The following is a 21,873-nucleotide window of genomic DNA, read 5'->3' on the forward strand; positions in this document are numbered from 1 at the left end:
GGTGGTAAGGCCTGCCGCGCAGGCCCTTCGTTAGAGTCGTGGGCAGCAGGCCCGGTTCACTTGGCGCCGGCGGCGATCCAGGCGGCGATCGCCTTGGCGTCGGCGTCGCTGACCTGGGGTTGCGGCGGCATCGGAATGGCGCCGTAAACCCCCTGCCCGCCCGCCTTGATTTTCTCCGCCAGATAGGCTTCCAGGTTGGCTTTGCCCTTGTGCTTGGCGGCCACTTCGTTGAAGCCGGGCCCGACGATCTTGTTGGCCACGCCGTGGCAGGCCGTGCAGGCGTTCTTGGCCAGCAGGCCCTTGGCGTCGGTGCCACCGGCTGCCGCGGCGGCCGGGACGGGTGCCGCCATCGACACCTTGCGGGTCAGCGGTTCCTTGCGCGGGGGCTGGGTGGTGTCCCAGCCGCGCACCGGACCGATGATGCGGTTTTGCTCGATCAGGTTGCCGTGCGCGTCCCGCATGTTCTCCGGCAGCATGGACTTGATGTCGCCCTCGATGGGGCAATTCTTCATGCAGCGGGTGTTCTGCACGTCGCCCTTGCCGTTGACCTTCCACAGCGGCTCGTAGAACACCATGCCGTTGCGGTTGGGCATGCGCTTTTGCACGTCGGCGATGTTCTGATCGCTCAGGACGAAATCCGCCGGCACGATGTTGCCCAGGTGCAGGATGTAGGCCAGCACGCCATACACCTCGTCGGTGGAGAGCGACTTCGGCGCGTTCCAGGGCATGGCGCGGTTGATGTAGTCCCACAGCGTGGAGACGGTGGCCACCTTCATCAGCGTGGTGCGCTGAGGGTAGTGCGCCTCCAGCCGTAGGTTGGCGACGCGGCCGGTCTCGATGTCCTTGGCCGTGGTGCCGCCGACGATCGGGGTGAAGACCTCGTTGGACTCACCGAAGTCGCCGTGGCACGAAGCGCACTTGCTCACCCAGACTTCCTCGCCCTTGCTGACCGAGCCGGAGCCCTTGGGCAGGCCGACGAAGTCGGGGCGGACGTCGATGTCCCAGGCCTTGATCTCGGCCGGCTTGGCGTCGCGGCCGATGTCGTGCCAGGGCTTGTTGGCGTGCGCGACGCCCACGCCCGCACCCAGCAGCGCGACGCCCAGGGCCGCCGCGCGGACGGTGGATTGGATCTTGCTCTTCATCAGTACACCTGCACGTTGGAGACTTCGCCGTTCTCGGACACCAGCCAGCTCTGGATCGCGTTGTTGTGGTAGATCGACCGCGTGCCGCGCACCGCGCGCAGTTGGTTGATCTTGGGCTGCACATAGCCGGTCGAATCGATGGCACGGCTTTGCAGGATGGCGGGCTTGCCGTCCCACACCCAGTCGATGTTGAAGCGGGTGAACGCCTTGGGCAGGATCGGCCCCTCCAGCCGGGCGGGACGCCAGTTGCGGCCGCCGTCGAAGGAGACGTCCACCGCCTTGATGCTGCCGCGGCCGGACCACGCCAGACCGGTCACGTTGTAGTAGCCGCGATCGAGCAGCGTCTGGCCGCCCGAGGGCGACGTGATTACGCTCTTGCACTCCTGAATGCCGGTGTACTGGCGGTGCGTGCCGTCCGGCATCAGGTCGATGTAGTGCACCGCCTCGTCCTTGGTGGCCCACTTCTGGTCGCCCACCTCGATGCGGCGCAGGTACTTGACCCAGCTCACGCCCTGCACGCCCGGAACCACGAGGCGCAGCGGGTAGCCGTTTTCGGGGCGCAGCATCTCGCCGTTCATGCCCCAGGCGACGATCACGTCGTCCAGCGCGCGCTCCAGGTCGATGGTGCGGGTCATCGACGAGCCATCGGCGCCTTCGGCCAGCACGTACTTGGCCTTCTTGCGGTCGATGCCGCACATGTCCAGCAGGGTGGACAGCAGCACGCCGGTGAACTCCGAGCAGCTGATCATGCCGTGGGTGTACTGCACGGTCGGCACGGCCACGTTGCCCCACTCCATGGCGGTGTTGGCGCCGCACTCGATGAAGTGGATGCGCGAGACGCTCGGCAGGCGCATCAGGTCGTCCATCGTGAAGACGCGCGGGCGCTTGACGAGGCCGTGCACCATCAGCCGGTGCTGGGAGGGGTCGATGTCCCACCAGCCCTGGTGGTGGCGCTCGAAGTGCAGGCCGCTGGGCGTGATGATGCCAAACAGCCCCTGCAGCGGGCAGAAGCTCACCGACGCTTGCGAGACCCGGGTCAGGCCCGGGCTTTCGCGACGCTGCAGGTTGCTCTCCCATTTGCTGGGCATGCCGTAGCCGCGCGCGGCGACGGGTTGCCCCAGGCCGGTCGTGTGCTCGGGCAGCTTGAGGATGGCGTCTTCGCCGTCCTCGGCCGCCAGGGCTTTGCCACCGACCACCGCAGAGGCGGCGCCGGCCCCCATGGCCAAGGCCTTGCCCATGAAGCTGCGCCGGGCCTTGCGGGCTTTATCGAGCAGCTCCGGGCTCAGGTGGTTCTCGGGCGCGGGCAGGACCCGGCCGATGACTTCGCGGAGGTTCTCAGACACTGGTTTCTTCCTTTGACTCAACGGGGAACACCGACGCCGGCCGACCGATCCCGCACCCCTCCCCCCGCCCCGGGTGCGCCTGCCCGGCCCCCACCTGTTGGGTGATGAGTCGGCACAGGTCCAGGTGCGACGACGGAGCCACCCGGTAAAACACCCGGGTGCCCTCGCGCCGGCGCACCAGCAAGCCCGCCTGATGCAGACGCGCCAGATGGCGCGAGACATTGGCCTGCGCCATCCCGGTGGCCTGCATGATGTCGTTGACGCAGCGCTCCGACTGGCACACGGCGTGCAGGATGCGCAGCCGCGCGGGCTCACCCAGCACGCTGAAATGTCGCGCCACCGACTCGAAGTCCGGCAGCACGGCATCCAACGGCGGGGCAGACAGAGATCGGCTCACGCCAAAACTATATGATTGATTGCGAATATCTTTATTAGTGTAAACCCTGAAGCCGACGGAAAGCTGACAAGGGCGGGCACAAAAAAGCCCGCCGCCGCGCGGGGGCGGGCGCACCACCGGGGCTCAGCCGCTCAGGCTGCCGTGGGCCAGGCGCAGCACGCGGTCGCAGCGCGCGGCCAGCTCCGGATCGTGGGTGACCAGCACGAAGGCCGTCCCCTGCGAGCGGGCCAGGTCCAGCATCAGCTCAAAGACGCTGCCGGCGGTCTCGCGGTCCAGGTTGCCCGTGGGCTCGTCCGCCAGCACACAGGCCGGCCGCGTGACGAGGGCGCGCGCGATCGCCACGCGCTGGCGCTCCCCCCCGGACAGCTCGGCGGGGCGGTGCAGCAGCCGCTCACCCAGGCCCACGCGCCGCAGCCAATGCGCCGCCTGTTCGGCCGCCACCGCCCGCCGCTCGCGCCGGATCCACAGCGGCATGGCGACATTGTCCTGGGCGGTGAACTCCGGCAGCAGGTGGTGGAATTGATAGACGAAGCCCAGATACCGGTTGCGCGCGTCCCCCTGGCGGGCCGGGGGCAGGCGGTGCAGGTCCTCACCCATCAGCCGCACCTCACCCGCGGTCGGGGCCTCCAGCGCACCCAGCAGGTGCAGCAAGGTGCTCTTGCCCGAGCCCGACGCCCCGACGATGGCCACCGTCTCGCCGGCGCGCACCGTCAAATCCACGCCGCGCAGGACGGTCACGTCCAGCCGCCCCTCACGAAAGCGCTTGACCAGCCCGCGCGCTTGCAGCACCACGTCGGCCGAGTCATTCATAGCGCAGCGCCTCCGCGGGGTTGAGCCGGCTGGCCCGCCAACTGGGGTAGAGCGTCGCCACGAAGGCCAGCACCAACGAGATGACGGCGATCGGCACGATGTCCCCGGCCTGCGGATCGCTGGGCATGCGGCTGATCAGGTAAATGTCCTGCGGCAGGAAGTGCACGCCCAGCAGCCGTTCGAGCGCCGGCACCAGCGTGTCGATGTGCAACGCCACCCCCAGGCCCAGCGCCAGCCCCAGCGCCGTCCCCACCACGCCAACGGCCGCCCCCTGCACCACGAAGATCGCCATCACGCTGCGCGGGCTGGCCCCCAGCGTGCGCAGGATGGCGATGTCGGCACGCTTGTCGGTCACGGTCATGACCAGCGTGGACACCAGGTTGAACGCCGCCACCGCGACGATGAGCGTGAGGATGATGAACATCATGCGTTTTTCCACCTGCACGGCGGCAAACCAAGTGCGATTGGCGCGCGTCCAGTCGCGCACCAGCACCCCGGGGCCCAGCGCCGGCTCGAGCTGCGCCGCCAGCTCGATGGCCACCTCGCGCGCGGCGTGCAGGTCGTCCAGCCGCACACGGATGCCGGTCGGCCCCGCCAGCCGGAACAGCCGCTGCGCGTCTTCCAGGTGCACCAGCGCCAGCGTCGCGTCGTACTCGTAGTGGCCGGAGTCGAACAACCCCACCACGGTCATCTGGCGCAAGCGGGGCACGACCCCCGCGGGCGTGAGCTGGCCGCTGGGCACCACCAGCGTCACCGCATCCCCGGTCGACACCCCCAGCGAACGCGCCAGCGCCGCCCCCAGCACGATGCCAAAGCGCCCGGGCTGCAAGGCCCCGAAGGCCTGCGCCGCCAGATCCGCCCCCAGGGCGGTGACGGCCGGCTCCTGCGCGGGGTCGATGCCGCGGATGACCGCCCCTTTCATGTCCTGCCCGCGCGCCAGCAACCCCTGCTCGGCAATGAAGGGCGCCACCGCGCGCACGCGCGGATGCTCGCGCACCCGCGCCATGGTGCCCGCCGGGTCGACCAAGGCCTCACCGGTGACGGAGAGCACCTCGATGTGCGACAGCACGCCCAGCATGCGATCGCGCACCTCTTTCTGGAACCCGTTCATCACCGACAGCACGATGATGAGCGCCGCGACCCCGAGCGCGATCCCCAGCATGGAGACCGCGCTGATAAAAGAAATGAAGCCGTTGCGGCGGGTGGCCCGGCCGGCGCGCGTGTAGCGCCAGCCGATCACGAATTCGTAGGGCAAAGGCATGGGTGTGTCGACAAGCTGCCCCGATTGTGCCGCAGCGATTGCGCAACAATCGCGCCATGCCCGAGGCCCGCCACCTGATCATCGCCTACGCCGCCCCGCCGGCCGCCGACGCCGCGGCGGAGCCGGGCACGCCGCCCCTCCCCCCCCTCCCGCGGTTGCCCGCCCTCCAACGCTGGCTGGCGCGCGCCACCCCGCACGCCCAGCACGACGGCAGCCCCTGGAGCCTGACGCCGCCGCACGAACATGCCCTGGCCCGCGCCTTGGGGTGGACGGTGGCCGATGGGCAACTGCCATGGGCCGCCTGGCACGCCGGGGTGGTGGGCGTGGGTTGCGCCTGGCTGTGGCCATGCGCCTGGCAGGCCGGCATCGACCAGATCACCATCGTGCCCCCACACGCGCTCGATCTGCGCGCGGAGGAATCGGCAGCCCTGCGCGACGCCTTCGCGCCCTACGCGGCCAGCGATGGCATCGAGCTGCACGGCGACGACCCGCTGCGCTGGCTGGCGCGCGGGGCGCTGTTCGACGGCTGGACGGGCGCCAGCCTGGACCGGGTGGCGCACCGGCGCGCCGACGGCTGGTGGCGGGATGCCGGCCGCCACCCCGCCGCCCGCACGCTGCTGCGCCTGCTCAACGAGGCCCAAATGCTCTTCCACGACCACCCGGTCAACGCGGCCCGCGCCGCGCGCGGTGCGCTGCCGGTCAACGGCCTGTGGATTGCGGGTGCCGGCCGCTGGGACGGCCACGGCCCCACCCCGGCGCAAGCTGGCGTGCGGCTGGTGGACGATCTGAGCGCGCCGGCCACCCAGGGCGACGGCGCGGGCTGGGCCGCCGCCTGGGCGCGGCTGGACGAGACGCTGCTGGCCCCCTGGCTGGCCGCTGCCGACGCCGACGGCCAGCCGCGCTGGCTGACCCTGTGCGGCGAGCGCGGCTGGCGCTCGTGGCGGCTGGACCCCGGTGCCGACCCGCCGCCCCCGCCCCGGAGGCATTGGCGCGACCTGTGGCACCGGCTGCGGGGCCAACCGCGCCCCGCCACGCCGCCCGCCGTGGATTGGTGGAGCGGCCTGTGAAAATCACCCCGCGCGACGTGCCCCCACGAGCCGCCTGGGCGCTGGAACAGGCCGGTGTGCACCCGCTGCTGGCGCGGCTGTTTGCCGCGCGCGGCGTCCAGCAGGCGGACGAGCTGGACGACGCCCTGACCCACCTGCCCCCGCCCGAACGCCTGCGCGGCGCGCGCGAGGCGGCGGAACTGCTGGCCGATGCGCTGCAGCGCGGCCACACCGTCTGCATCGTGGCCGACTACGACTGCGACGGCGCCACGGCTTGCGCGACGGCGTGGCGCGGCCTGCGGCTGCTGGGGGCGCCGTTGGGCTGGGACCGGGTGCGCTACCTGGTGCCCGACCGGGTGCGCGACGGCTACGGCCTGACCCCTGCGCTGGCCGACCGCGTGCACGCCTTGGGGGCCGATGTGCTGGTCACCGTGGACAACGGCATCGCCGGCCTGGAGGGGGTGGAGCGCGCCCGGGCACTGGGCCTGCAGGTGCTGATCACCGACCACCACCTGCCGCTGGTGCAGGGGGGCGAAGTCCGCCTGCCGCAGGACTGCATCATCGTCAACCCGAATCAGCCCGGGTGCGACTTTCCCGCCAAGGCGATGGCCGGGGTGGGCGTGATGTTTTATGTGCTGCTGGCGCTGCGCGCCGAGCTGCGGCGCCGCGGCGTCTTCGACGGCGCGAGCCAACCCCGCCTGGACACCCTGCTGCCGCTGGTGGCGCTGGGCACGGTGGCCGACGTGGTGCGGCTGGACGCGCACAACCGGCGGCTGGTGACCCAGGGTCTGCGGCGCATCCGCGCCGGGGCCATGCCGGCGGGCATGGCGGCCTTGCTCGCCACGGCCAAGCGGCCTGCTGCGCGCGCCTCGACCTTCGACCTCGGGTTCGCCCTGGGGCCCCGGCTCAATGCTGCAGGGCGCCTGAGCGACATGGGGCTGGGCATCGAGTGCCTGATCACCGACGATCCGGCGCGGGCCGAGGAACTGGCCCGCCTGCTCGACGACATCAACCGCCAGCGGCGGGCCGTGGAATCGGCCATGCGCGAACAGGCCCTGCTGGCCATGGCCGAGCGCCACGGCGAGGGCCTGGACCCCGACACGGCGCCCCCGGCGCTGACCGTCTTCGACCCCACCTTCCACGAAGGGGTGGTGGGCATCGTCGCCTCCCGGCTCAAAGACCGGCTGCACCGGCCGGTGTTCGTGTTCGCACCGGCGCAGATGGACGATGGCACACCGTGCCTGAAGGGCTCGGGGCGCTCGATCGCGGGCTTTCACCTGCGCGATGCGCTGGACTGGATGGCCAAGCGCCAGCCGGGCCTGCTGCTGCGGTTTGGCGGTCACGCCATGGCGGCGGGCTGCACCCTGCCCGCCGACGGGCTGGCTGCGTTCGAAGCCGCCTTGCAGGCCGTCGCCGCCGAATGGCTGGACGCCGCCACCCTGCAGCGCCGGCTGGAGACCGATGGCCCGCTGGCGGAGCCTTGGCGCCGCGTGGACGTGGTCGATCTGCTCGACGCGCAGGTGTGGGGCCAGGGCTTTGCCGCGCCGGTGTTCAGCGACGAGGTCGAGGTGCTGGGCCAGCGGCTGGTCGGCGAGCGGCACCTGGCGCTGCGCCTGCGCGCGCAGGGCCAACCGCTGGAGGGCATTTGGTTCGGCCACACCGAGGCGCTGCCCGCGCGGGTGCAGCTCGCATACCGGCTGGAGGCCGACGACTGGCAGGGCCAACGGCGCCTGCGGCTGATCGTCGAGGGCGCGCAGACGTGACGCCGCCGCTGGCGGTGTGGGATGGCATCCCCGTCCTGCACCTGGACGACGCGCTGATCGTGGTGGACAAGCCCGCCGGCCTGCTGGCCGTGCCGGGCCGCGGCGCCGACAAGGCCGACTGCGTGGCCGCGCGCGTGCAGCGGCACGCGCCGGACACCCTGGTCGTGCACCGGCTGGACATGGACACCTCCGGCCTGATGGTGCTGGCGCGCGGCGCGGCGGCGCAGCGCGCGCTGTCGCTGGCGTTCGCCGAGCGCCGCGTGCACAAGACCTACGTGGCCGTCGTGGCCGGCGTGCCGCTACCGCCTGGGGCGCCCGACGGCTGGGGGGACGTGCGTCTGCCGCTGATCGTCGACTGGCCGCGCCGCCCGCGCAGCAAGGTCGATTTCCGGCACGGCAAGCCGAGCCACACGCGCTGGCGCATCCTGAGCCTGGAGCGCTGGGGTGGGCTCCAGGCCACGCGGCTGGAGCTGCAGCCGCTCACCGGCCGCTCGCACCAGCTGCGCGTGCACCTGGCGGCGCTCGGCCACCCGATCCTCGGCGACCCGCTCTACGCCGACGGCGCCGCCCGCCACGCCGCCCCGCGCCTGCTGCTGCACGCGGCGGAGCTGGCGCTGACGCACCCGGTGAGCGGTCAGCCGTGCCGCTGGGTCTGCCCGGCGGCGTTCTCGGCCGCCTCCGGGTAAAGCAGCGCCAGCGCGTCGCGCAGCACCGGCAGCGCCTGCTCGGCCGCGCGGCGGCCGGCGGCGATGGCCGGTGCGGCGCGGTGAAAGTCCATCGCCGCCACATCCGCCAGCGCCGGGCGGATGACGACGTCGGCCGGCTCACCGGCCAGGCGGCTTTGCGTGATGCGCCACTGCACGATGGCCATGCTGGTGGTCAGCACGTCCAACAGCGACGGTGGAGCTACCTCGTTCGCGCCGTCGGCGGCCTGCGCGGCGGCATCCTCCACCCCACTGCCGCGCAGGCGCTTGAGCACCCCTTCCAGCAGGCCGCGGCGGGGGCCGCGCGCGCGGCTGGCCACGCGCTGGCGCCGGCGCATCAAATCCCAGTTCAAATCCACCGCGATGACGAACTCCGCCCCCATCGCGCGCGCCAGCGACACCGGCACCGGGTTGACCAGCCCGCCGTCGACCAGCAGCCGCCCGTCCTGCCGCGCCGGGGTGAAGACGCCGGGGATGGCGATCGAGGCGCGCACCGCGTCGATCACCGGCCCCTGGCGCAGCCAAACCTCGCGCCCGGTGGCCAGGTCGGTCGCCACGCAGCCAAACGGCTTGGGCAGCGCCTCGATGCCGCCGTCGACGAAGCGGCTGCGGAAGAACGCTTCCAGCTTGTCGCCCTCGATCAGCCCGCCGCCAAAGCGCAGGTCGATCAGTCCGACCACCTGCTGCCAGCCCAGCCCGCGCACCCACGGCTCCAGCCGGTCCAGCTCGCCGGCCGCGTAGGCGGCCCCGACCAGCGCACCGATGGAGGTGCCGCAGACGATATCCGGCTCCAGCCCCGCCTCCTGCAGCACGCGCAGCACGCCGAGGTGCGCCCAGCCGCGCGCGGCGCCGCTGCCCAGCGCCAGGCCGATGCGGGGGCGGGCGGGCGTAGCGTTCATCGGGTCGGCTGGGGCGGCGTCACAGCAGCGGCACGCCGGTCTTGCTCTGGATGAACTCGCGCGTCACGCCGGGGGCCAGCTCGACCAGCTTGAGCCCCTCGGGCGTCACGTCCATCACGCCCAGGTCGGTGATGATACGGTCCACCACACCCTTGCCGGTCAGCGGCAGCGTGCACTCGGGCAGGATCTTCAGGTCCTCGGTGCCGTCCTTCTTGCGCGCGACGTGCTCCATCAGCACGATGACGCGCGGCACGCCGGCGACGAGGTCCATCGCGCCGCCCATGCCCTTGACCATCTTGCCGGGGATCATCCAGTTGGCCAGGTCGCCCTTGTGCGTGACCTGCATCGCACCCAGGATGGACAGGTTGATCTTGCCGCCGCGGATCATGGCAAACGACTGGTCCGAGCCGAAGATGGACGAACCCTTGATGGTGGTCACGGTCTGCTTGCCGGCGTTGATCAGGTCGGGATCCACCTCGTCCTCATAAGGGAAGGGGCCGATGCCCAGCATGCCGTTTTCGCTCTGCAGCCAGACCTCGATGTGGTCGGGCACATGGTTGGCCACCAGCGTCGGGATGCCGATGCCCAGGTTGACGTAGAAGCCGTCCTGCAGTTCTTGGGCCGCGCGCGCGGCCATTTGGTCTTGGGTCCAAGGCATGATCGGGCTCCTCAAACTTTGCGGTCGCGGGTGGTGCGCTTCTCGATGCGCTTTTCGGGCGTGGGGTTGTGCACGATGCGGTGCACATAAATGCCGGGCAGGTGCACATCGTCCGGGTCGATGGCCCCGGTGGGCACGATGCGCTCGACCTCGACGATGCACAGCTTGCCCGCGGTCGCCGCGGCCGGGTTGAAGTTGCGCGCCGTGCGGCGAAAGCGCAGATTGCCCGACAGGTCGGCGACGTCGGCCTTGACCAGCGCCACGTCCGGGAACAGGGCATGTTCCATGATGTAGGTCTCGCCGTTGAACTCGCGGTGCTCCTTGCCCTCGGCGACGATGGTGCCCACGCCCGTCTTGGTGAAGAACGCCGGGATGCCCGCGCCGCCGGCGCGCAGCTTCTCGGCCAGCGTGCCCTGCGGGGTGAACTCCAGCTCCAGCTCGCCGGCCAGGTACTGGCGCTCGAATTCCTTGTTCTCGCCCACGTAGCTGGAGATCATCTTCTTGATCTGGCGCGTCTCCAGCAGCTTGCCCAGGCCGAAGCCGTCCACGCCGGCGTTGTTGGAGATGACCGTGAGGTTCTTCACGCCGCTGTCGCGCAGCGCGTCGATCAGCGCCTCGGGGATGCCGCACAGGCCGAAGCCGCCGACCGCGATGAGCTGCCCATCGGCGACCACACCCTCGAGGGCTGCGGCCGCGCTGGGGTAGACCTTGTTCATGCTCGCACGCTCCTGTCCAAAAGTGGGGGAAAGCCGTACGATACTACGTAACCGCGTACGTAGTATTGCCTACTGTCCAACCCTAGGTCGTGACCGCTGCGCCCGCTCTGGACGACTACCGGCTGGCCTTCGAACTGGCGCCGGTGGGCTTGGTGTTGTCGCGCCACCGCACCATGGTCGATTGCAACCAGGCGGTGTGCGAGATGTTTGGCGCCAGCCGCGATCAGCTCATCGGGCAGAGCTTTCGCATCCTCTACCCCAGCGCGGACGAATTCGAGCGCATCGGCGAGCGCATCGCGCCCATCCTCAATGCCCACGGGCACTACAGCGACGAGCGCATCATGCGCCGGGTGGGCGGCCGCTTTGCCGGCCAGACGTTCTGGTGCCATGTGACCGGGCGCGCGCTCGACCGCGCCGATCCGCACGCCGCGGGCATCTGGAGCTTCGAGGACCTGTCCTCGCGGTGCCCCGTCAAGGCCGAGCTGACCGCGCGCGAGCGTGAGGTGGCCGGCTTGGTGATGAAAGGCCTGACCGCCAAGCAGACGGCCAAGGCGCTGGGCATCAGTCCGCGCACGGTGGAGGTGTACCGCGCAAGGCTGATGCGCAAATACGGCGCCAGCAGCTCGGTGGACCTGGTGCAGCGGCTGCTGACGGGGTGATGGCGCCGCGCGGTGCCCGCCCGGTGCCGCACGACATCGGATCAGCCCTTGGGCCCGTCCACCACCTCGGCTGCGGTGCGGAAGGCCTCCACCGCGGCCGGCAGACCGCAGTAGATGCTGGCGTGCAGCAGCACCTCCTGAATCTCTTGCGGGGTGGCGCCGTTGTTGAGCGCCCCGCGCACATGGCCTTTGAGCTCGTGCTGCTTGCCCAGCGCGGTCAGCATCGCGACTGTGATCAGGCTGCGGGTCTTGAGGTCCAACCCGGGACGCTGCCAGACGTCGCCCCAGGCGTTGCGCGTGATGTAGTGCTGCAGCGGCTCGGTGAACGGCGTCAGGTGGGCAAAGGCGCGCTCGACGAAATCGTCGCCCATGACGCGGCGGCGCATGGCCAGGCCGGCTTCGAAGTCTTTGTTCGGGGGGGTGTCCATGGCGGCTCTCCTGCGAAATTGATATCGGCGGGCGGCAGCATAGCGCGAGCGCCCCTTGTCCCCGGCCCCTGTGGGCGATGCTGTGGACAAGCTGCGGGAGAATCCGGGAAAGCCCGCACCCGCAAGCCCTGGAACAAACTGCCCATTTTTTCAGCAACCATGGATCGCCTGCCGCGCCGCATCGCGCACCTGGACATGGATGCGTTCTACGCGTCCGTCGAAGGGCTGCGCTACCCGCAACTGCGCGACGTGCCGCTGGTCATCGGCGGGCGGCAGGTGCACTGGCGCGAGCCCGTGCCCGACGACCTGCCACGCGAGCGCATCCCGCTGTCGGCCTTCGCCCGGCTGCGCGACTACCGCGGGCGCGGCGTCATCACCACCGCCAACTACGCCGCCCGGCAACACGGCGTCGGCTCGGCCATGGGCTTGATGAAAGCCGCGCGGCTGTGCCCGGACGGCATTCTGCTGCCGGTGGACTTCGACGCCTACCGTGCCGCCTCGCGCGCCTTCAAGGCGGTCATCCTGCGCCATGCGCCAGTGATGGAGGACCGCGGTATCGACGAGGTCTACATCGACTTCACCCACGCCCCGGACGGACAGCGCGACGGCGGGCGTGTGCTGGCCGAGCGGCTGCAGCGCGCCATCCGCGCCGCCACCGGGCTGAGCTGCTCGATCGGCGTGGCACCCAACAAGCTGCTGGCCAAAATCGCCAGCGACCTGGACAAACCCGGTGGCATCACCCTGCTGGACGAGGCGGACGTGCCCACCCGCCTGTGGCCCCTGCCCTGCCGCAAGATCCACGGCATCGGCCCGCGCACCGACGAGCGCCTGCAGGCCATGGGGCTGCGCACCATCGGAGAGCTGGCCGCCTGCCCGCGCGAGACGCTGATCGAGCGCTTTGGCGCCAGCCACGGCGCCTGGCTGCACGAAGCCGCCTGGGGCCGGGACGAACGCCCGCTGGTCACGGCCAGCGAGCCGGTCAGCCTGAGCCGCGAAACCACCTTCGAGCGCGACCTGCACGCGGTGCACGACCGCGCGGAGCTGGGGCGCCTGTTCACCCGGCTGTGCGAGCAGGTGGCCGCCGACCTGCAGCGCAAGGGCTACGTCGGGCGCACCATCGGCATCAAGCTGCGGTACGAGGACTTTCGCGTCGTCACCCGCGACCAGACCGTGCCCACCCACACGGCCGATGCCGCGGTGATCCGCCGCACCGCCGGGCTGTGCCTGAAGCGGGTGGACCTGACGCGGCGCATCCGCCTGCTGGGGGTGCGGGTGGGCAATCTGGCCCGGCCGGACGGCGCGGCCCCAGCGGCCGCGCCCCGCCCGCGCATCCCGGACTTGTTCGACGCCCTGGACTGATGCCCCCGCCCCGTCGCCGCGCCGTCACTGCCGCGCCGTGCGTGCGTTGACCGGCGGCTGCTGGGGATGGCTGGTGCGCCAGGGGTTGATGTCCAGCCCGCCGCGGCGCGTGTAGCGCGCATACACGCTCAGGCGCACCGGCCGGCAGCGCGTCCAGATGTCCATGAAGATGCGCTCCACGCACTGCTCGTGGAACTCCTGATGCTGGCGAAAGCTGACCAGGTAGCGCAGCAGACCCTCCTGGTCGATCGGCGCGCCGCTGTAGGCGATCTGCACGCTGCCCCAGTCCGGCTGCCCCGTGACCAGGCAGTTGCTTTTGAGCAGGTCGCTGGTCAGCACCTCCTCCACCGGCGGCTGCTCGGGGTCGGCACGCAGCAGCTCGGGCGCCGGCTGGTAGTGGGTGCATTCCACGTCCAGACGGTCCAGGCTGAGGCCGGGCAGCGGCCGCACGGCCTCCGCCGCCCACTCGTGCGGCAACCGCAGGCGCACACCGACGCTGCCGGCCCGCTCGCTGCCGCGCCACAAGGCCTCGGCCAAATCGGCGCGCAACCGCTCGCGCACCTGCTCGGCGTCGGCAAAGCGCGTCTGGTTGAAGCTGTTCAGGTAGAGCTTGAACGATTTGCTTTCGATCAGGTGGGGCGTCTCGGCCGGGATGGTGATATGCGCCAGCGCCACCTGCGGCTTGCCCCGATCGTTGAGCCAGCTCAGCTCGAACGCCGTCCACAGATCGGCACCGGTGAACGGCGGCGTGCCGGTGATGCCGATCTCGGCGCGCTTCGGGGCACGCGGCAGCGGACACAACAGCGTGGCGTCGTAGGTGTCGGTGTAGGCGGTCGCACGGCCCAGGGGGGCATCGGCCAAGCCGGGTACGCCAGCAGCCCGGGCGGGATCGATGGCGGGGACGGACGCGGTGGAATCGGCAGACATGGGCGGGGGAAAAGCCGGCGCGGCGCGCCAGCGGTCGAACAGTGGTCAAACGGCAGTCAAACGGTGAACTCGCCTTCGCGCAGCCACTTGGTGGCCACCCACTTCTCGCCCTCCAGCACGGGGGCGCCGCCGTGCAGGGTCTGGGTGGCCGGCTCCGGCCGGTCGTAGGCAAAAAACACCGCGTGCCCGCGCTGCGGCATGACTTCCAGCCCCACGTCGGGGAAGGTGGTCCCGCCGCCGCGCTGCGGCTCGTTGAGGTACATGACGATGGTGGCGACACGCTGCCCGCCGCGCTCGCAGATGCGGGCGGTGCCGGCGGCGTTGGGGTCGAAATAGTCGTAGTGCGGCTTGTACTCGGCGCCGGGGCCGTAGCGCAGCACCTGCAGGCCCTCGCCGTTTTCCACCGGCCAGTGCACCAGCCGGCTCAGGCGCGCCTCGATGCGCTGGATCAGCGGCGTCTCGCCGCGGCGGAAGAACATGCCGTCGCTCGTCCGATCGGCGTTGAGTTCCTCGCCGCCCGTGCGGGTCTGGACCGTGCGGGAGCGCTTGAGCCGCGGCTGCGCGGCCTGGATCAGGGCGTCGCACTCCTCGGCCGACAGCAGGTTGCCCAGCACCGCCAGGCGCGGGCGGCGCAGGCTGACGTGCACCGTCACCACCCGGTCCCCCAGATCGATGGCGCGCGGCGACCCGGACAGGTCCAGATACGGCCGCGCCACGCCCCGGCCGGTCACGGCCCGCTCGGCTGCGTGGGCGCCAGCTGCGGCACGGGCCACGGTGCGAGCGGCCGCCGCGCGCGCTGTGGCGTCCTGCGCGGCCACGGCCCCCAGGTGGGCCTCCAGCACCGCCTCCATCGCGTCCAGCGCGACGGACTCCTGCCAACCCGCCTGCAGCATGGCCTGCAGCACCGACTCCGGCGTGCAGCCGGCCTGCGCCTGCTGCACGATCCAGGCGCGCAATTCCGGGGTGATGGTCTGGCTCATCGCGCCCCAGTGTAGCGCGCGGCGCGCCGCTTTCAGCCGCGCTCGTCGCGCCGGAACACCAGCCGGTCGGGCGCGGAGACCTCCCGGGCGTAGCGGTAGCCCTCGCTGTCGAAGCCCTGCAGCGTCTCGACGTCGGCGGCGCGGTGCAACGCGGCCCAGCGCGTCATCAGGCCGCGCGCGCGCTTGGCCAGGAAGCTGATGACCTTGTAGCCGCTGCCGCGCCGCTCCTCGAACACGCAGGTGACGACGCGCGCGCGCAGCGCCTTCGGGTCGACGGCCTTGAAGTATTCCTCGCTGGCGAGGTTGACGACGAGGCCGTCGTCCTCGGCGGCGCGCTGCGACAGGTACTCGGCGATGCGCGGGCCCCAGAACTGGTAGAGGTTGCGTCCGCGCGGCGTGCTCAAGCGCGTGCCCATCTCCAGCCGGTACGGCTGCATCCAGTCCAGCGGACGCAGCACGCCGTACAGGCCGCTCAGGATGCAGACGTGGCGCTGCAGCCAGTCCAGGTCGTCCGGACCCAGGCTGCGCGCGTCCAGCCCCTGGTAGACGTCGCCGTTGAAGGCCAGGATCGCCTGCTTGCTGTTGTGCGGGCCGAACTCGGGCTGCCACGCCTGGTAGCGCGCCACGTTGAGCTGCGCCAGCGCGTCGCTCAGGTCCATCAGCTCGGCCACTTCCTGCGGCGACTTTTGCCGCAGGATGGCGATCAGCTCGGCGGCCTGCTCGACGAACAGCGGCTGGGTGGCCACCGGGGTGGTGGACGGGGTATCGTAATCCAGCGCCTTGGCGGGGGACAGAATGAACAGCATCGGTGCGGGGCCTCCGGGCCGCGATGATAGCGGCGCCGGCAGGGCGGCGCCGGATCAATCCGCCAGATCCCCCGCGAGGCTGGCCAGCGTCTCCGGCGCGATCGTCACGTGCGCCGGGTAGTTGGTGTGGTCGCAGCCGAGCTTGACCGAGGCGCCGGCCTTGATCGCCGCGCGCATCGCCGGCGTGAACTCGAAGCGCAGGAAGTGCACCGCCGAGGTCTTCTCGGGCGTCTCGCGGTCGAGGTCCTCGTCGGCGATCGCGTAGACGCGGCCGTGGCCCTCGACCTCGACGAACATGTGGTCCTCGATGCCGATCAGGCGCGCCAGCTCGCGCCGGCGCTCGTGGATGTCCGGGTACTCGATCATCATCGTCGCCTTCCAGTTGGTGCCGTCCGGCACCAGCGGGGCGTAGGCGTCGATCTCGTCCTGGATGCCCTCTTCCTCGAAGATCTTCTCGATGCGCAGCATCTCCTGGATCTGGTAGCGCATCGACAGCTCGCTTTCGAACTGCACCGTGACGTGCTCGCCCAGGTGCACGGTGCGCAGCTTGCGGTGCGCGATCACCTCGCCCTTGTGCCCCTTGCGCCACTTGGCGTAGGCCTCCAGCGGCATCAGCGTCTCGCGCGTGATCTTGCCGGTCAGTTGCATCGTGGTGATCATGGTGGCTCGCGGAATCAGGGGGGTCAGGGGTTCTTCAGGCCGTAGGCGGTGGCCAGCATCGTCAACGGGTGCATCAGCTTGGGCGCGCCGAGCTGGTTGACCTCGAAGCCCTGCGCGATGTGGTGGCCGCCGAGCGGGCAGTCGGAGCCGATCACGTCCGGCGCGCCGCCGCCCTTGTGCTGCGCCATGCTCTTGAACACCGGCTTGCCGATCTTCATCGCCACCGGGTGCGTGGCCTTCTTGACGCCGTAGGTGCCGGCGTGGCCGCTGCAGCGCTCCAGCGTCTGCACGTCGGTGTCGGGGATGAGCTTGAGGATCTCCTCGGTCTTGCGCCCCATGTTCTGCACGCGGCTGTGGCACGGCACCTGGTAGCTGACCTTGCCGAGGCCGCGCTGGAAGTCGGTGCGCAGCAGCCCGTCGCGCCGGCGGGCACTCAGGTACTCGAAGGGATCCCACATCGCCTCCTTGACGAGCTGCACGTCCGCATCGTCCGGGAACATCAGCGGGATCTCCTGCTTGAACATCAGCGTGCAGCTCGGCACCGCCGACAGGATGGCGTAGCCGTCGCGCGCGTAGCGCGCCAGCACCGGGATGTTGGCCTCCTTGGAGGCGGCCACCGACTCCAGGTCGCCGAGCTCCAGCTTGGGCATGCCGCAGCAGCGCTCCTTCTCCACCAGCGTAAAGGGGATGCCGTTGTGTTCCAGGATCGCCAGCAGGTCCAGCCCGATGCCGGGCTCGTTGTAGTTGACGTAGCAGGTGGCGAAGATCGCCACCTTGCCCGGCGTGCGCTCGCCGTCGACCACCTGCGCGGCGCGCGCCTCGGGGGCGGCGCGGCGCAGCGTCTGGGCGGCCAGCTCCGGCATCCAGGCGTCGCGGTGCACGCCCAGCACGTTTTCCATCAGCGCGCGCGCGGGCTTGGTGCGGTTGACGGCGTTGACCGCCTGCACCACCACCGGAATGCCGGCCAGGCTGCCGTGCACGTCGGTGGAGGCGAGGAATTTTTCCGCCGCCTTGACCTCGCCCTTGCGGAACTTGATCGCCTTGGCGCGCAGCATCGTGTGCGGGAAGTCCAGGTTCCACTCGTGCGGCGGCGTGTACGGGCACTTGGTCATGTAGCAGAGGTCGCACATGTAGCACTGGTCGACCACCTTCCAGTAGTCGGCCTTGTCCACGCCGTCGAGCTCGCCGGTCTTGCCCTCGTCGATCAGGTCGAACAGGGTCGGAAACGCCTGGCACAGGCTGACGCAGCGGCGGCAGCCGTGGCAGATGTCGAAGATGCGCTCCAGCTCCGCGAAGCACTTCGCCTCGTCGTAGAAGTCGGGGTTGCGCCAGTCCAGCGGGTGGCGCGTGGGGGCTTCCAGGTTGCCTTCGCGGGCCATCGTCGGTCTCCTCGCCTTCTGTCGGGCCGCGCCGCGCACGGCCGGCCCTCTTTGTTTGTCCGGGGTCGCCGCCGTGCGGGCCAAGGGCCACTCGGCGGCGGAGGCGGCCCTGCACGGGGCCGCCGTTGACAGGCCAAATCGGGCCGGATCAGTCGACCAGTTCGGCCAGCGCCTTGGCGTAGCGGTTGGCGTGCGAGCGCTCGGCCTTGGCCAGCGTCTCGAACCAGTCGGCGATCTCGTCGAAGCCTTCCTCGCGCGCGGTCTTGGCCATGCCCGGGTACATGTCGGTGTACTCGTGCGTCTCGCCGGCGATGGCCGACTCCAGGTTCTGGCGCGTGGTGCCGATCGGCATGCCGGTGGCGGGGTCGCCCGCCTGCTCCAGGAACTCCAGGTGGCCGTGCGCGTGGCCCGTCTCGCCCTCCGCGGTGGAGCGGAACAGCGCCGCCACATCGTTCTGGCCCTCGACATCGGCCTTGTTGGCGAAGTACAGGTAACGGCGGTTGGCCATCGATTCGCCCGCGAAGGCGTCCTTCAGGCACTGTTCGGTCTTCGAACCCTTGAGTTGCGGCATGGTCATCTCCTGGTCAGGTGGTTCACGAAAACGCCGCCGTGTCCGCCAACCTGCAGGCCGGTCGGCACGGCAGACTTGGCAACCTTAGAACCGTTTGCCCGCGCCGTCCAGTCAGCGTGTTCAATGGATCGCATTGAATCCGTCAATGTTTCGGGTAAACCCCAGTTCGGGGAGGCCGCCGCCTACAATTCCAGGCTTGTTGCCAGGGCCCGGCCGCGTCCCGCAGGGTCCCTTTTCCGCACCCGAGAATCACCCATGTCTGAACCCGTCCAGCAACCGGGCCTGCAGAGCCTGTCCAAATCGTTCGAGCCCGCCGCCGTCGAGCGGCGCTGGGGCCCCGAGTGGGAAGCGCGCGGCTACGGCCGCGCCGGCTGGCGCGGCACCGGCCAGCCCCGGGCGGATGCGCCGTCGTTCGCCATCCAACTGCCGCCGCCCAACGTCACGGGCACGCTCCACATGGGGCACGCCTTCAACCAGACCATCATGGACTCGCTGACGCGCTACCACCGCATGCGGGGCCACAACGCCGTCTGGATTCCGGGCACCGACCATGCCGGCATCGCCACGCAGATCGTGGTGGAGCGGCAACTGCAGGCCCAGGGCATCAGCCGGCACGACATGGGCCCCACCCCCGAGGAGGCGCGCAAGAATTTCGTCGCCAAGGTGTGGGAGTGGAAGGAAAAAAGCGGCAACACCATCACCCAGCAAATGCGCCGCATGGGCGACAGCGTGGACTGGAGCCGCGAGTACTTCACGATGGACGAGCGGCTCTCCAAGGTCGTGACCGAGACCTTCGTGCGGCTGTACGAGCAGGGCCTGATCTACCGCGGCAAGCGCCTGGTCAACTGGGACCCGGTGCTGATGAGCGCGGTGTCGGACCTGGAGGTGGAAAGCGAGGAGGAGGACGGCTTCCTGTGGCACATCGCCTATCCGCTCGCCAGCGGCGAGGGGCAGCTGGTGGTGGCCACCACCCGGCCCGAGACGATGCTGGGCGACGTCGCGGTGATGGTGCACCCGGACGATGAGCGCTACCGCCACCTGATCGGCCAGCGCGTGCGGCTGCCGCTGTGCGAGCGCGAGATCCCGGTCATCGCCGACGCCTACGTCGATCCGGCCTTCGGCACCGGGGTGGTCAAGGTCACGCCGGCGCACGACCCCAACGACTACGCCGTCGGCCAGCGCCATCAGCTGCCGCTGATCAACATCTTCCACCTCGACGCGACCGTCAACGACCAGGCGCCGGCGGCCTACCGCGGGCTGGACCGCTTCGAGGCGCGCCGCCGCATCGTCGAGGACCTGCGCGCCGCCGGGCTGCTGGTGGAGGTGAAAAAGCACCGCCTGATGGTGCCGCGCTGCGCGCGCACCGGCCAGATCGTCGAGCCGATGCTGACCGACCAGTGGTTCGTCGCCATGACCAAGGTCAGCCCGCAGGACCCCACCGGCAAGAGCATCGCGCAGAAGGCCATCGACGCCGTGGCCAGCGGCCAGGTGCGCTTCGTGCCGGAGAACTGGGTCAACACCTACAACCAGTGGATGGCCAACATCCAGGACTGGTGCATCAGCCGCCAGCTCTGGTGGGGCCACCAGATCCCGGCCTGGTATGACGCCGAGGGCAACGTCTACGTCGCACGCAGCGAGGCCGAGGCGCGCGCGCAGTTCGAGGCCTACGTCGCGCACCTGGGAGCCGAGCAGCGCGCGCCGCTGCTGGCGGCGGGCCTGACACGCGACCCGGACGTGCTGGACACCTGGTACTCCAGCGCGCTGGTGCCGTTCTCGACGCTGGGCTGGCCCGAGGCCGCTGGCGGGGCTGGATCGGGCCCGGGCGATTTCCCGGCCGCAGGACGGATGAGCCCGGACGGATGCGGCCCCGCCAGCGAAAAAAACACGGCCGCCCTCAGCGACTACGACCTCTACCTGCCCAGCACCGTGCTGGTGACGGGCTACGACATCATCTTCTTCTGGGTGGCGCGCATGATCATGATGACCACCCACTTCACCGGGCGGGTGCCGTTCCGCCACGTCTACATCCACGGTCTGGTGCGCGACGCGCAGGGCCGCAAGATGAGCAAGTCCGAAGGCAACGTGCTCGACCCGGTGGACCTGATCGACGGCATCGACCTGCCGGCCTTGCTGGAGAAGCGCACCACGGGCCTGCGCAAGCCGGAGCTCGCCCCGGCGATCCGCAAGGCCACCGAGAAGGAATTCCCCCACGGCATCCCGGCCTACGGGGCGGATGCGCTGCGTTTCACCTTCGCGGCGCTGGCCTCGCTCGGGCGCTCCATCAACTTCGACAGCAAGCGCTGCGAGGGCTACCGCAACTTCTGCAACAAGCTCTGGAACGCCACGCGCTTCGTGCTCATGAACTGCGAGGGCCACGACTGCGGGCTGGCCGAGCAGACCAAAGACCAGTGCGCCCCCGGCGGGCCGTTCCACGGCTACCTGAGCTTCTCGGCCGCGGACCGCTGGATCGTCTCGGCGCTGCAGCGCGTCGAAGCAGAGGTCGCGCAAGGCTTTGCCGAATACCGTCTGGACAACGTCGCCAACGCCATCTACGCCTTCGTGTGGGACGAGTTCTGCGACTGGTACTTGGAGATCGCCAAGGTCCAACTGCAAACGGGTGACGCCGCCCAGCAGCGCGGCACCCGCCGCACCCTCATCCGCACGCTGGAGACGATTCTGCGCCTTGCGCACCCGATCATCCCCTTCATCACCGAGGAGCTGTGGCAGAAGGTGGCCCCGGTGGCCGGACGCGCCGGCCCCTCGGTCAGCATCGCCGCTTACCCCGAGGCGCAGCCGGAGCGCATCGACCCCGCGTCGGAGGCCGAGGTTGCCCAGCTCAAGGCCATGGTCGAGGCCTGCCGCCGCCTGCGCGGCGAGATGGGCGTCTCCCCCGCGCAGCGGCTGCCGCTGTATGCCGTGGGGGCGGGCGATTTTCTGGGTCGCTGGGGGCCGGTGCTGCAGGCACTGGCCAAGCTGGGCGAGGTCAAGGTCTTTGCCGACGAAGCCGAGTGGGCCGCCGCCGCCCAGGCCGCGCCCGTGGCCGTGGTGGGCGAAGCCCGGCTGTGCCTGTTCATGGCAATCGACATCGCCGCCGAAAAGGCCCGCCTGGGCAAGGAAGTGGCCCGCCTGCAGGGCGAGATCGCCAAAGCACAGGGCAAGCTCGCCAACGAGGCCTTCGTCGCCAAGGCCCCGCCGGCCGTCATCGAGCAGGAGCGTCAGCGGTTAGCAGATTTTTCCGCCACGCTGGCCAAGGTGCAGGCACAACTGCAGCGGCTGGGCGGCTGATCCGGCCGACCCTTTGGATCGCGCGGGCGGGCACCCCTGCCCCGCGCCCCAAACGACAACGGCCCCACCTGGGGCCGTCT

The 21,873-nt window shown here is 70.5% G+C and carries 21 protein-coding genes; 6 read left to right on the top strand and 15 right to left on the bottom strand.

Annotated features, from left to right (window positions below; genetic code table 11):
- Positions 1-56: 56 nt before the first annotated feature.
- From A9O67_RS11620 to A9O67_RS11640, 5 genes are all read right to left on the bottom strand, one after another.
- Positions 57-1,142, bottom strand: a complete 1,086-nt coding sequence (locus tag A9O67_RS11620) for a c-type cytochrome (RefSeq protein WP_068610447.1) — start codon at positions 1,140-1,142, stop codon at positions 57-59.
- Entirely contained in the window at positions 1,142-2,485 is a 1,344-nt protein-coding gene (gene soxC, locus A9O67_RS11625; RefSeq protein ID WP_068610449.1) for a sulfite dehydrogenase, read from the bottom strand. Before soxC ends, A9O67_RS11620 begins: the two co-directional genes overlap by 1 nt.
- On the bottom strand, positions 2,478-2,882 hold the full coding sequence (locus A9O67_RS11630) for an ArsR/SmtB family transcription factor (RefSeq protein ID WP_231960336.1): 405 nt from the start codon (positions 2,880-2,882) through the stop codon (positions 2,478-2,480). Before A9O67_RS11630 ends, soxC begins: the two co-directional genes overlap by 8 nt.
- Before the next feature lie 123 nt (positions 2,883-3,005).
- Positions 3,006-3,692 carry an ABC transporter ATP-binding protein gene (locus tag A9O67_RS11635; protein ID WP_068610453.1) on the bottom strand — a complete coding sequence of 229 codons (687 nt, stop codon included), beginning with the start codon at positions 3,690-3,692 and terminating at the stop codon, positions 3,006-3,008.
- Entirely contained in the window at positions 3,685-4,953 is a 1,269-nt protein-coding gene (locus tag A9O67_RS11640; RefSeq protein ID WP_068610455.1) for a lipoprotein-releasing ABC transporter permease subunit, read from the bottom strand. Before A9O67_RS11640 ends, A9O67_RS11635 begins: the two co-directional genes overlap by 8 nt.
- A gap of 56 nt (positions 4,954-5,009) precedes the next feature.
- On the opposite strand from A9O67_RS11640, the gene A9O67_RS11645 reads away from it, so the two are divergent.
- The 3 genes from A9O67_RS11645 to A9O67_RS11655 are packed head-to-tail and all read left to right on the top strand — an operon-like array spanning position 5,010 to position 8,448.
- Positions 5,010-6,020 (top strand): hypothetical protein, encoded by a 1,011-nt coding sequence (locus A9O67_RS11645; protein WP_068610457.1) that lies wholly within the window; start codon positions 5,010-5,012, stop codon positions 6,018-6,020.
- Positions 6,017-7,762 carry a single-stranded-DNA-specific exonuclease RecJ gene (gene recJ / locus A9O67_RS11650; RefSeq protein ID WP_068610459.1) on the top strand — a complete coding sequence of 582 codons (1,746 nt, stop codon included), beginning with the start codon at positions 6,017-6,019 and terminating at the stop codon, positions 7,760-7,762. The genes A9O67_RS11645 and recJ overlap by 4 nt, the downstream gene beginning before the upstream one ends.
- Positions 7,759-8,448 carry an RluA family pseudouridine synthase gene (locus tag A9O67_RS11655; RefSeq protein WP_231960337.1) on the top strand — a complete coding sequence of 230 codons (690 nt, stop codon included), beginning with the start codon at positions 7,759-7,761 and terminating at the stop codon, positions 8,446-8,448. Before recJ ends, A9O67_RS11655 begins: the two co-directional genes overlap by 4 nt.
- On the opposite strand, the gene A9O67_RS11660 is transcribed toward A9O67_RS11655, so the two are convergent.
- From A9O67_RS11660 to A9O67_RS11670, 3 genes are read right to left on the bottom strand one after another with little or no spacing between them, the layout of a single operon-like run.
- Complete coding sequence (locus A9O67_RS11660; protein ID WP_068610461.1) at positions 8,397-9,365, bottom strand: patatin-like phospholipase family protein; 969 nt, start codon at positions 9,363-9,365, stop codon at positions 8,397-8,399. The two genes, A9O67_RS11655 and A9O67_RS11660, sit on opposite strands and share 52 nt — an antisense overlap.
- Positions 9,366-9,384: 19 nt before the next feature.
- Positions 9,385-10,023, bottom strand: coding sequence for a CoA transferase subunit B (locus A9O67_RS11665; protein ID WP_068610462.1), 639 nt, complete (start codon positions 10,021-10,023; stop codon positions 9,385-9,387).
- 11 nt (positions 10,024-10,034) lie between these two features.
- Positions 10,035-10,739, bottom strand: a complete 705-nt coding sequence (locus A9O67_RS11670; protein ID WP_068610464.1) for a CoA transferase subunit A — start codon at positions 10,737-10,739, stop codon at positions 10,035-10,037.
- An 89-nt stretch (positions 10,740-10,828) separates the two neighbouring features.
- Between A9O67_RS11670 and A9O67_RS11675 the strand changes: the two genes are divergently transcribed.
- Entirely contained in the window at positions 10,829-11,398 is a 570-nt protein-coding gene (locus A9O67_RS11675) for a LuxR C-terminal-related transcriptional regulator (RefSeq protein WP_408033415.1), read from the top strand.
- A gap of 41 nt (positions 11,399-11,439) precedes the next feature.
- Here the strand turns inward: A9O67_RS11675 and pcaC are convergent, their stop codons facing one another.
- The gene (pcaC, locus tag A9O67_RS11680) at positions 11,440-11,826 is read right to left on the bottom strand and encodes a 4-carboxymuconolactone decarboxylase (protein WP_068610466.1); all 387 of its coding nucleotides are present in this window, start codon (positions 11,824-11,826) and stop codon (positions 11,440-11,442) included.
- 159 nt (positions 11,827-11,985) lie between these two features.
- Between pcaC and dinB the strand changes: the two genes are divergently transcribed.
- The gene (dinB, locus tag A9O67_RS11685) at positions 11,986-13,185 is read left to right on the top strand and encodes a DNA polymerase IV (RefSeq protein WP_068610468.1); all 1,200 of its coding nucleotides are present in this window, start codon (positions 11,986-11,988) and stop codon (positions 13,183-13,185) included.
- 24 nt (positions 13,186-13,209) lie between these two features.
- Here dinB and queF read toward each other — a convergent pair whose 3' ends face one another.
- The 6 genes from queF to A9O67_RS11715 form a co-directional block, all read right to left on the bottom strand.
- Positions 13,210-14,112, bottom strand: coding sequence for an NADPH-dependent 7-cyano-7-deazaguanine reductase QueF (gene queF, locus A9O67_RS11690; protein ID WP_082955554.1), 903 nt, complete (start codon positions 14,110-14,112; stop codon positions 13,210-13,212).
- 56 nt (positions 14,113-14,168) lie between these two features.
- On the bottom strand, positions 14,169-15,092 hold the full coding sequence (locus A9O67_RS11695) for a 2OG-Fe(II) oxygenase (RefSeq protein ID WP_068610472.1): 924 nt from the start codon (positions 15,090-15,092) through the stop codon (positions 14,169-14,171).
- A gap of 32 nt (positions 15,093-15,124) precedes the next feature.
- The gene (gene yaaA / locus A9O67_RS11700) at positions 15,125-15,898 is read right to left on the bottom strand and encodes a peroxide stress protein YaaA (RefSeq protein WP_068610475.1); all 774 of its coding nucleotides are present in this window, start codon (positions 15,896-15,898) and stop codon (positions 15,125-15,127) included.
- A 54-nt stretch (positions 15,899-15,952) separates the two neighbouring features.
- On the bottom strand, positions 15,953-16,546 hold the full coding sequence (locus A9O67_RS11705; RefSeq protein ID WP_068610696.1) for a DUF3501 family protein: 594 nt from the start codon (positions 16,544-16,546) through the stop codon (positions 15,953-15,955).
- A gap of 35 nt (positions 16,547-16,581) precedes the next feature.
- On the bottom strand, positions 16,582-17,937 hold the full coding sequence (locus A9O67_RS11710) for a (Fe-S)-binding protein (RefSeq protein ID WP_068610477.1): 1,356 nt from the start codon (positions 17,935-17,937) through the stop codon (positions 16,582-16,584).
- A gap of 148 nt (positions 17,938-18,085) precedes the next feature.
- On the bottom strand, positions 18,086-18,508 hold the full coding sequence (locus tag A9O67_RS11715; RefSeq protein ID WP_043698586.1) for a rubrerythrin family protein: 423 nt from the start codon (positions 18,506-18,508) through the stop codon (positions 18,086-18,088).
- Between the two features lie 255 nt (positions 18,509-18,763).
- Here A9O67_RS11715 and A9O67_RS11720 point away from each other — a divergent pair, with 255 nt between their 5' ends.
- Positions 18,764-21,793 (top strand): valine--tRNA ligase, encoded by a 3,030-nt coding sequence (locus A9O67_RS11720; RefSeq protein WP_068610479.1) that lies wholly within the window; start codon positions 18,764-18,766, stop codon positions 21,791-21,793.
- Positions 21,794-21,873 lie beyond the last annotated feature (80 nt).

Source organism: Tepidimonas fonticaldi (genome assembly GCF_001675355.1).
In the GTDB taxonomy this organism is placed as follows: domain Bacteria; phylum Pseudomonadota; class Gammaproteobacteria; order Burkholderiales; family Burkholderiaceae_C; genus Tepidimonas; species Tepidimonas fonticaldi.

Excerpts from the sequence above, each read along its gene's own strand:
- A9O67_RS11665 (WP_068610462.1), bottom strand. The coding sequence starts at position 10,023 with ATGCCTTGGACCCAAGACCAAATGGCCGCGCGCGCGGCCCAAGAACTG.
- yaaA (WP_068610475.1), bottom strand. The coding sequence starts at position 15,898 with ATGCTGTTCATTCTGTCCCCCGCCAAGGCGCTGGATTACGATACCCCG.
- dinB (WP_068610468.1), top strand. The coding sequence starts at position 11,986 with ATGGATCGCCTGCCGCGCCGCATCGCGCACCTGGACATGGATGCGTTC.
- pcaC (WP_068610466.1), bottom strand. The coding sequence starts at position 11,826 with ATGGACACCCCCCCGAACAAAGACTTCGAAGCCGGCCTGGCCATGCGC.
- A9O67_RS11640 (WP_068610455.1), bottom strand. The coding sequence starts at position 4,953 with ATGCCTTTGCCCTACGAATTCGTGATCGGCTGGCGCTACACGCGCGCC.
- A9O67_RS11670 (WP_068610464.1), bottom strand. The coding sequence starts at position 10,739 with ATGAACAAGGTCTACCCCAGCGCGGCCGCAGCCCTCGAGGGTGTGGTC.
- queF (WP_082955554.1), bottom strand. The coding sequence starts at position 14,112 with ATGTCTGCCGATTCCACCGCGTCCGTCCCCGCCATCGATCCCGCCCGG.
- A9O67_RS11710 (WP_068610477.1), bottom strand. The coding sequence starts at position 17,937 with ATGGCCCGCGAAGGCAACCTGGAAGCCCCCACGCGCCACCCGCTGGAC.
- A9O67_RS11720 (WP_068610479.1), top strand. The coding sequence starts at position 18,764 with ATGTCTGAACCCGTCCAGCAACCGGGCCTGCAGAGCCTGTCCAAATCG.
- A9O67_RS11645 (WP_068610457.1), top strand. The coding sequence starts at position 5,010 with ATGCCCGAGGCCCGCCACCTGATCATCGCCTACGCCGCCCCGCCGGCC.
- A9O67_RS11715 (WP_043698586.1), bottom strand. The coding sequence starts at position 18,508 with ATGCCGCAACTCAAGGGTTCGAAGACCGAACAGTGCCTGAAGGACGCC.
- A9O67_RS11695 (WP_068610472.1), bottom strand. The coding sequence starts at position 15,092 with ATGAGCCAGACCATCACCCCGGAATTGCGCGCCTGGATCGTGCAGCAG.
- A9O67_RS11620 (WP_068610447.1), bottom strand. The coding sequence starts at position 1,142 with ATGAAGAGCAAGATCCAATCCACCGTCCGCGCGGCGGCCCTGGGCGTC.
- A9O67_RS11705 (WP_068610696.1), bottom strand. The coding sequence starts at position 16,546 with ATGCAACTGACCGGCAAGATCACGCGCGAGACGCTGATGCCGCTGGAG.
- A9O67_RS11635 (WP_068610453.1), bottom strand. The coding sequence starts at position 3,692 with ATGAATGACTCGGCCGACGTGGTGCTGCAAGCGCGCGGGCTGGTCAAG.
- A9O67_RS11660 (WP_068610461.1), bottom strand. The coding sequence starts at position 9,365 with ATGAACGCTACGCCCGCCCGCCCCCGCATCGGCCTGGCGCTGGGCAGC.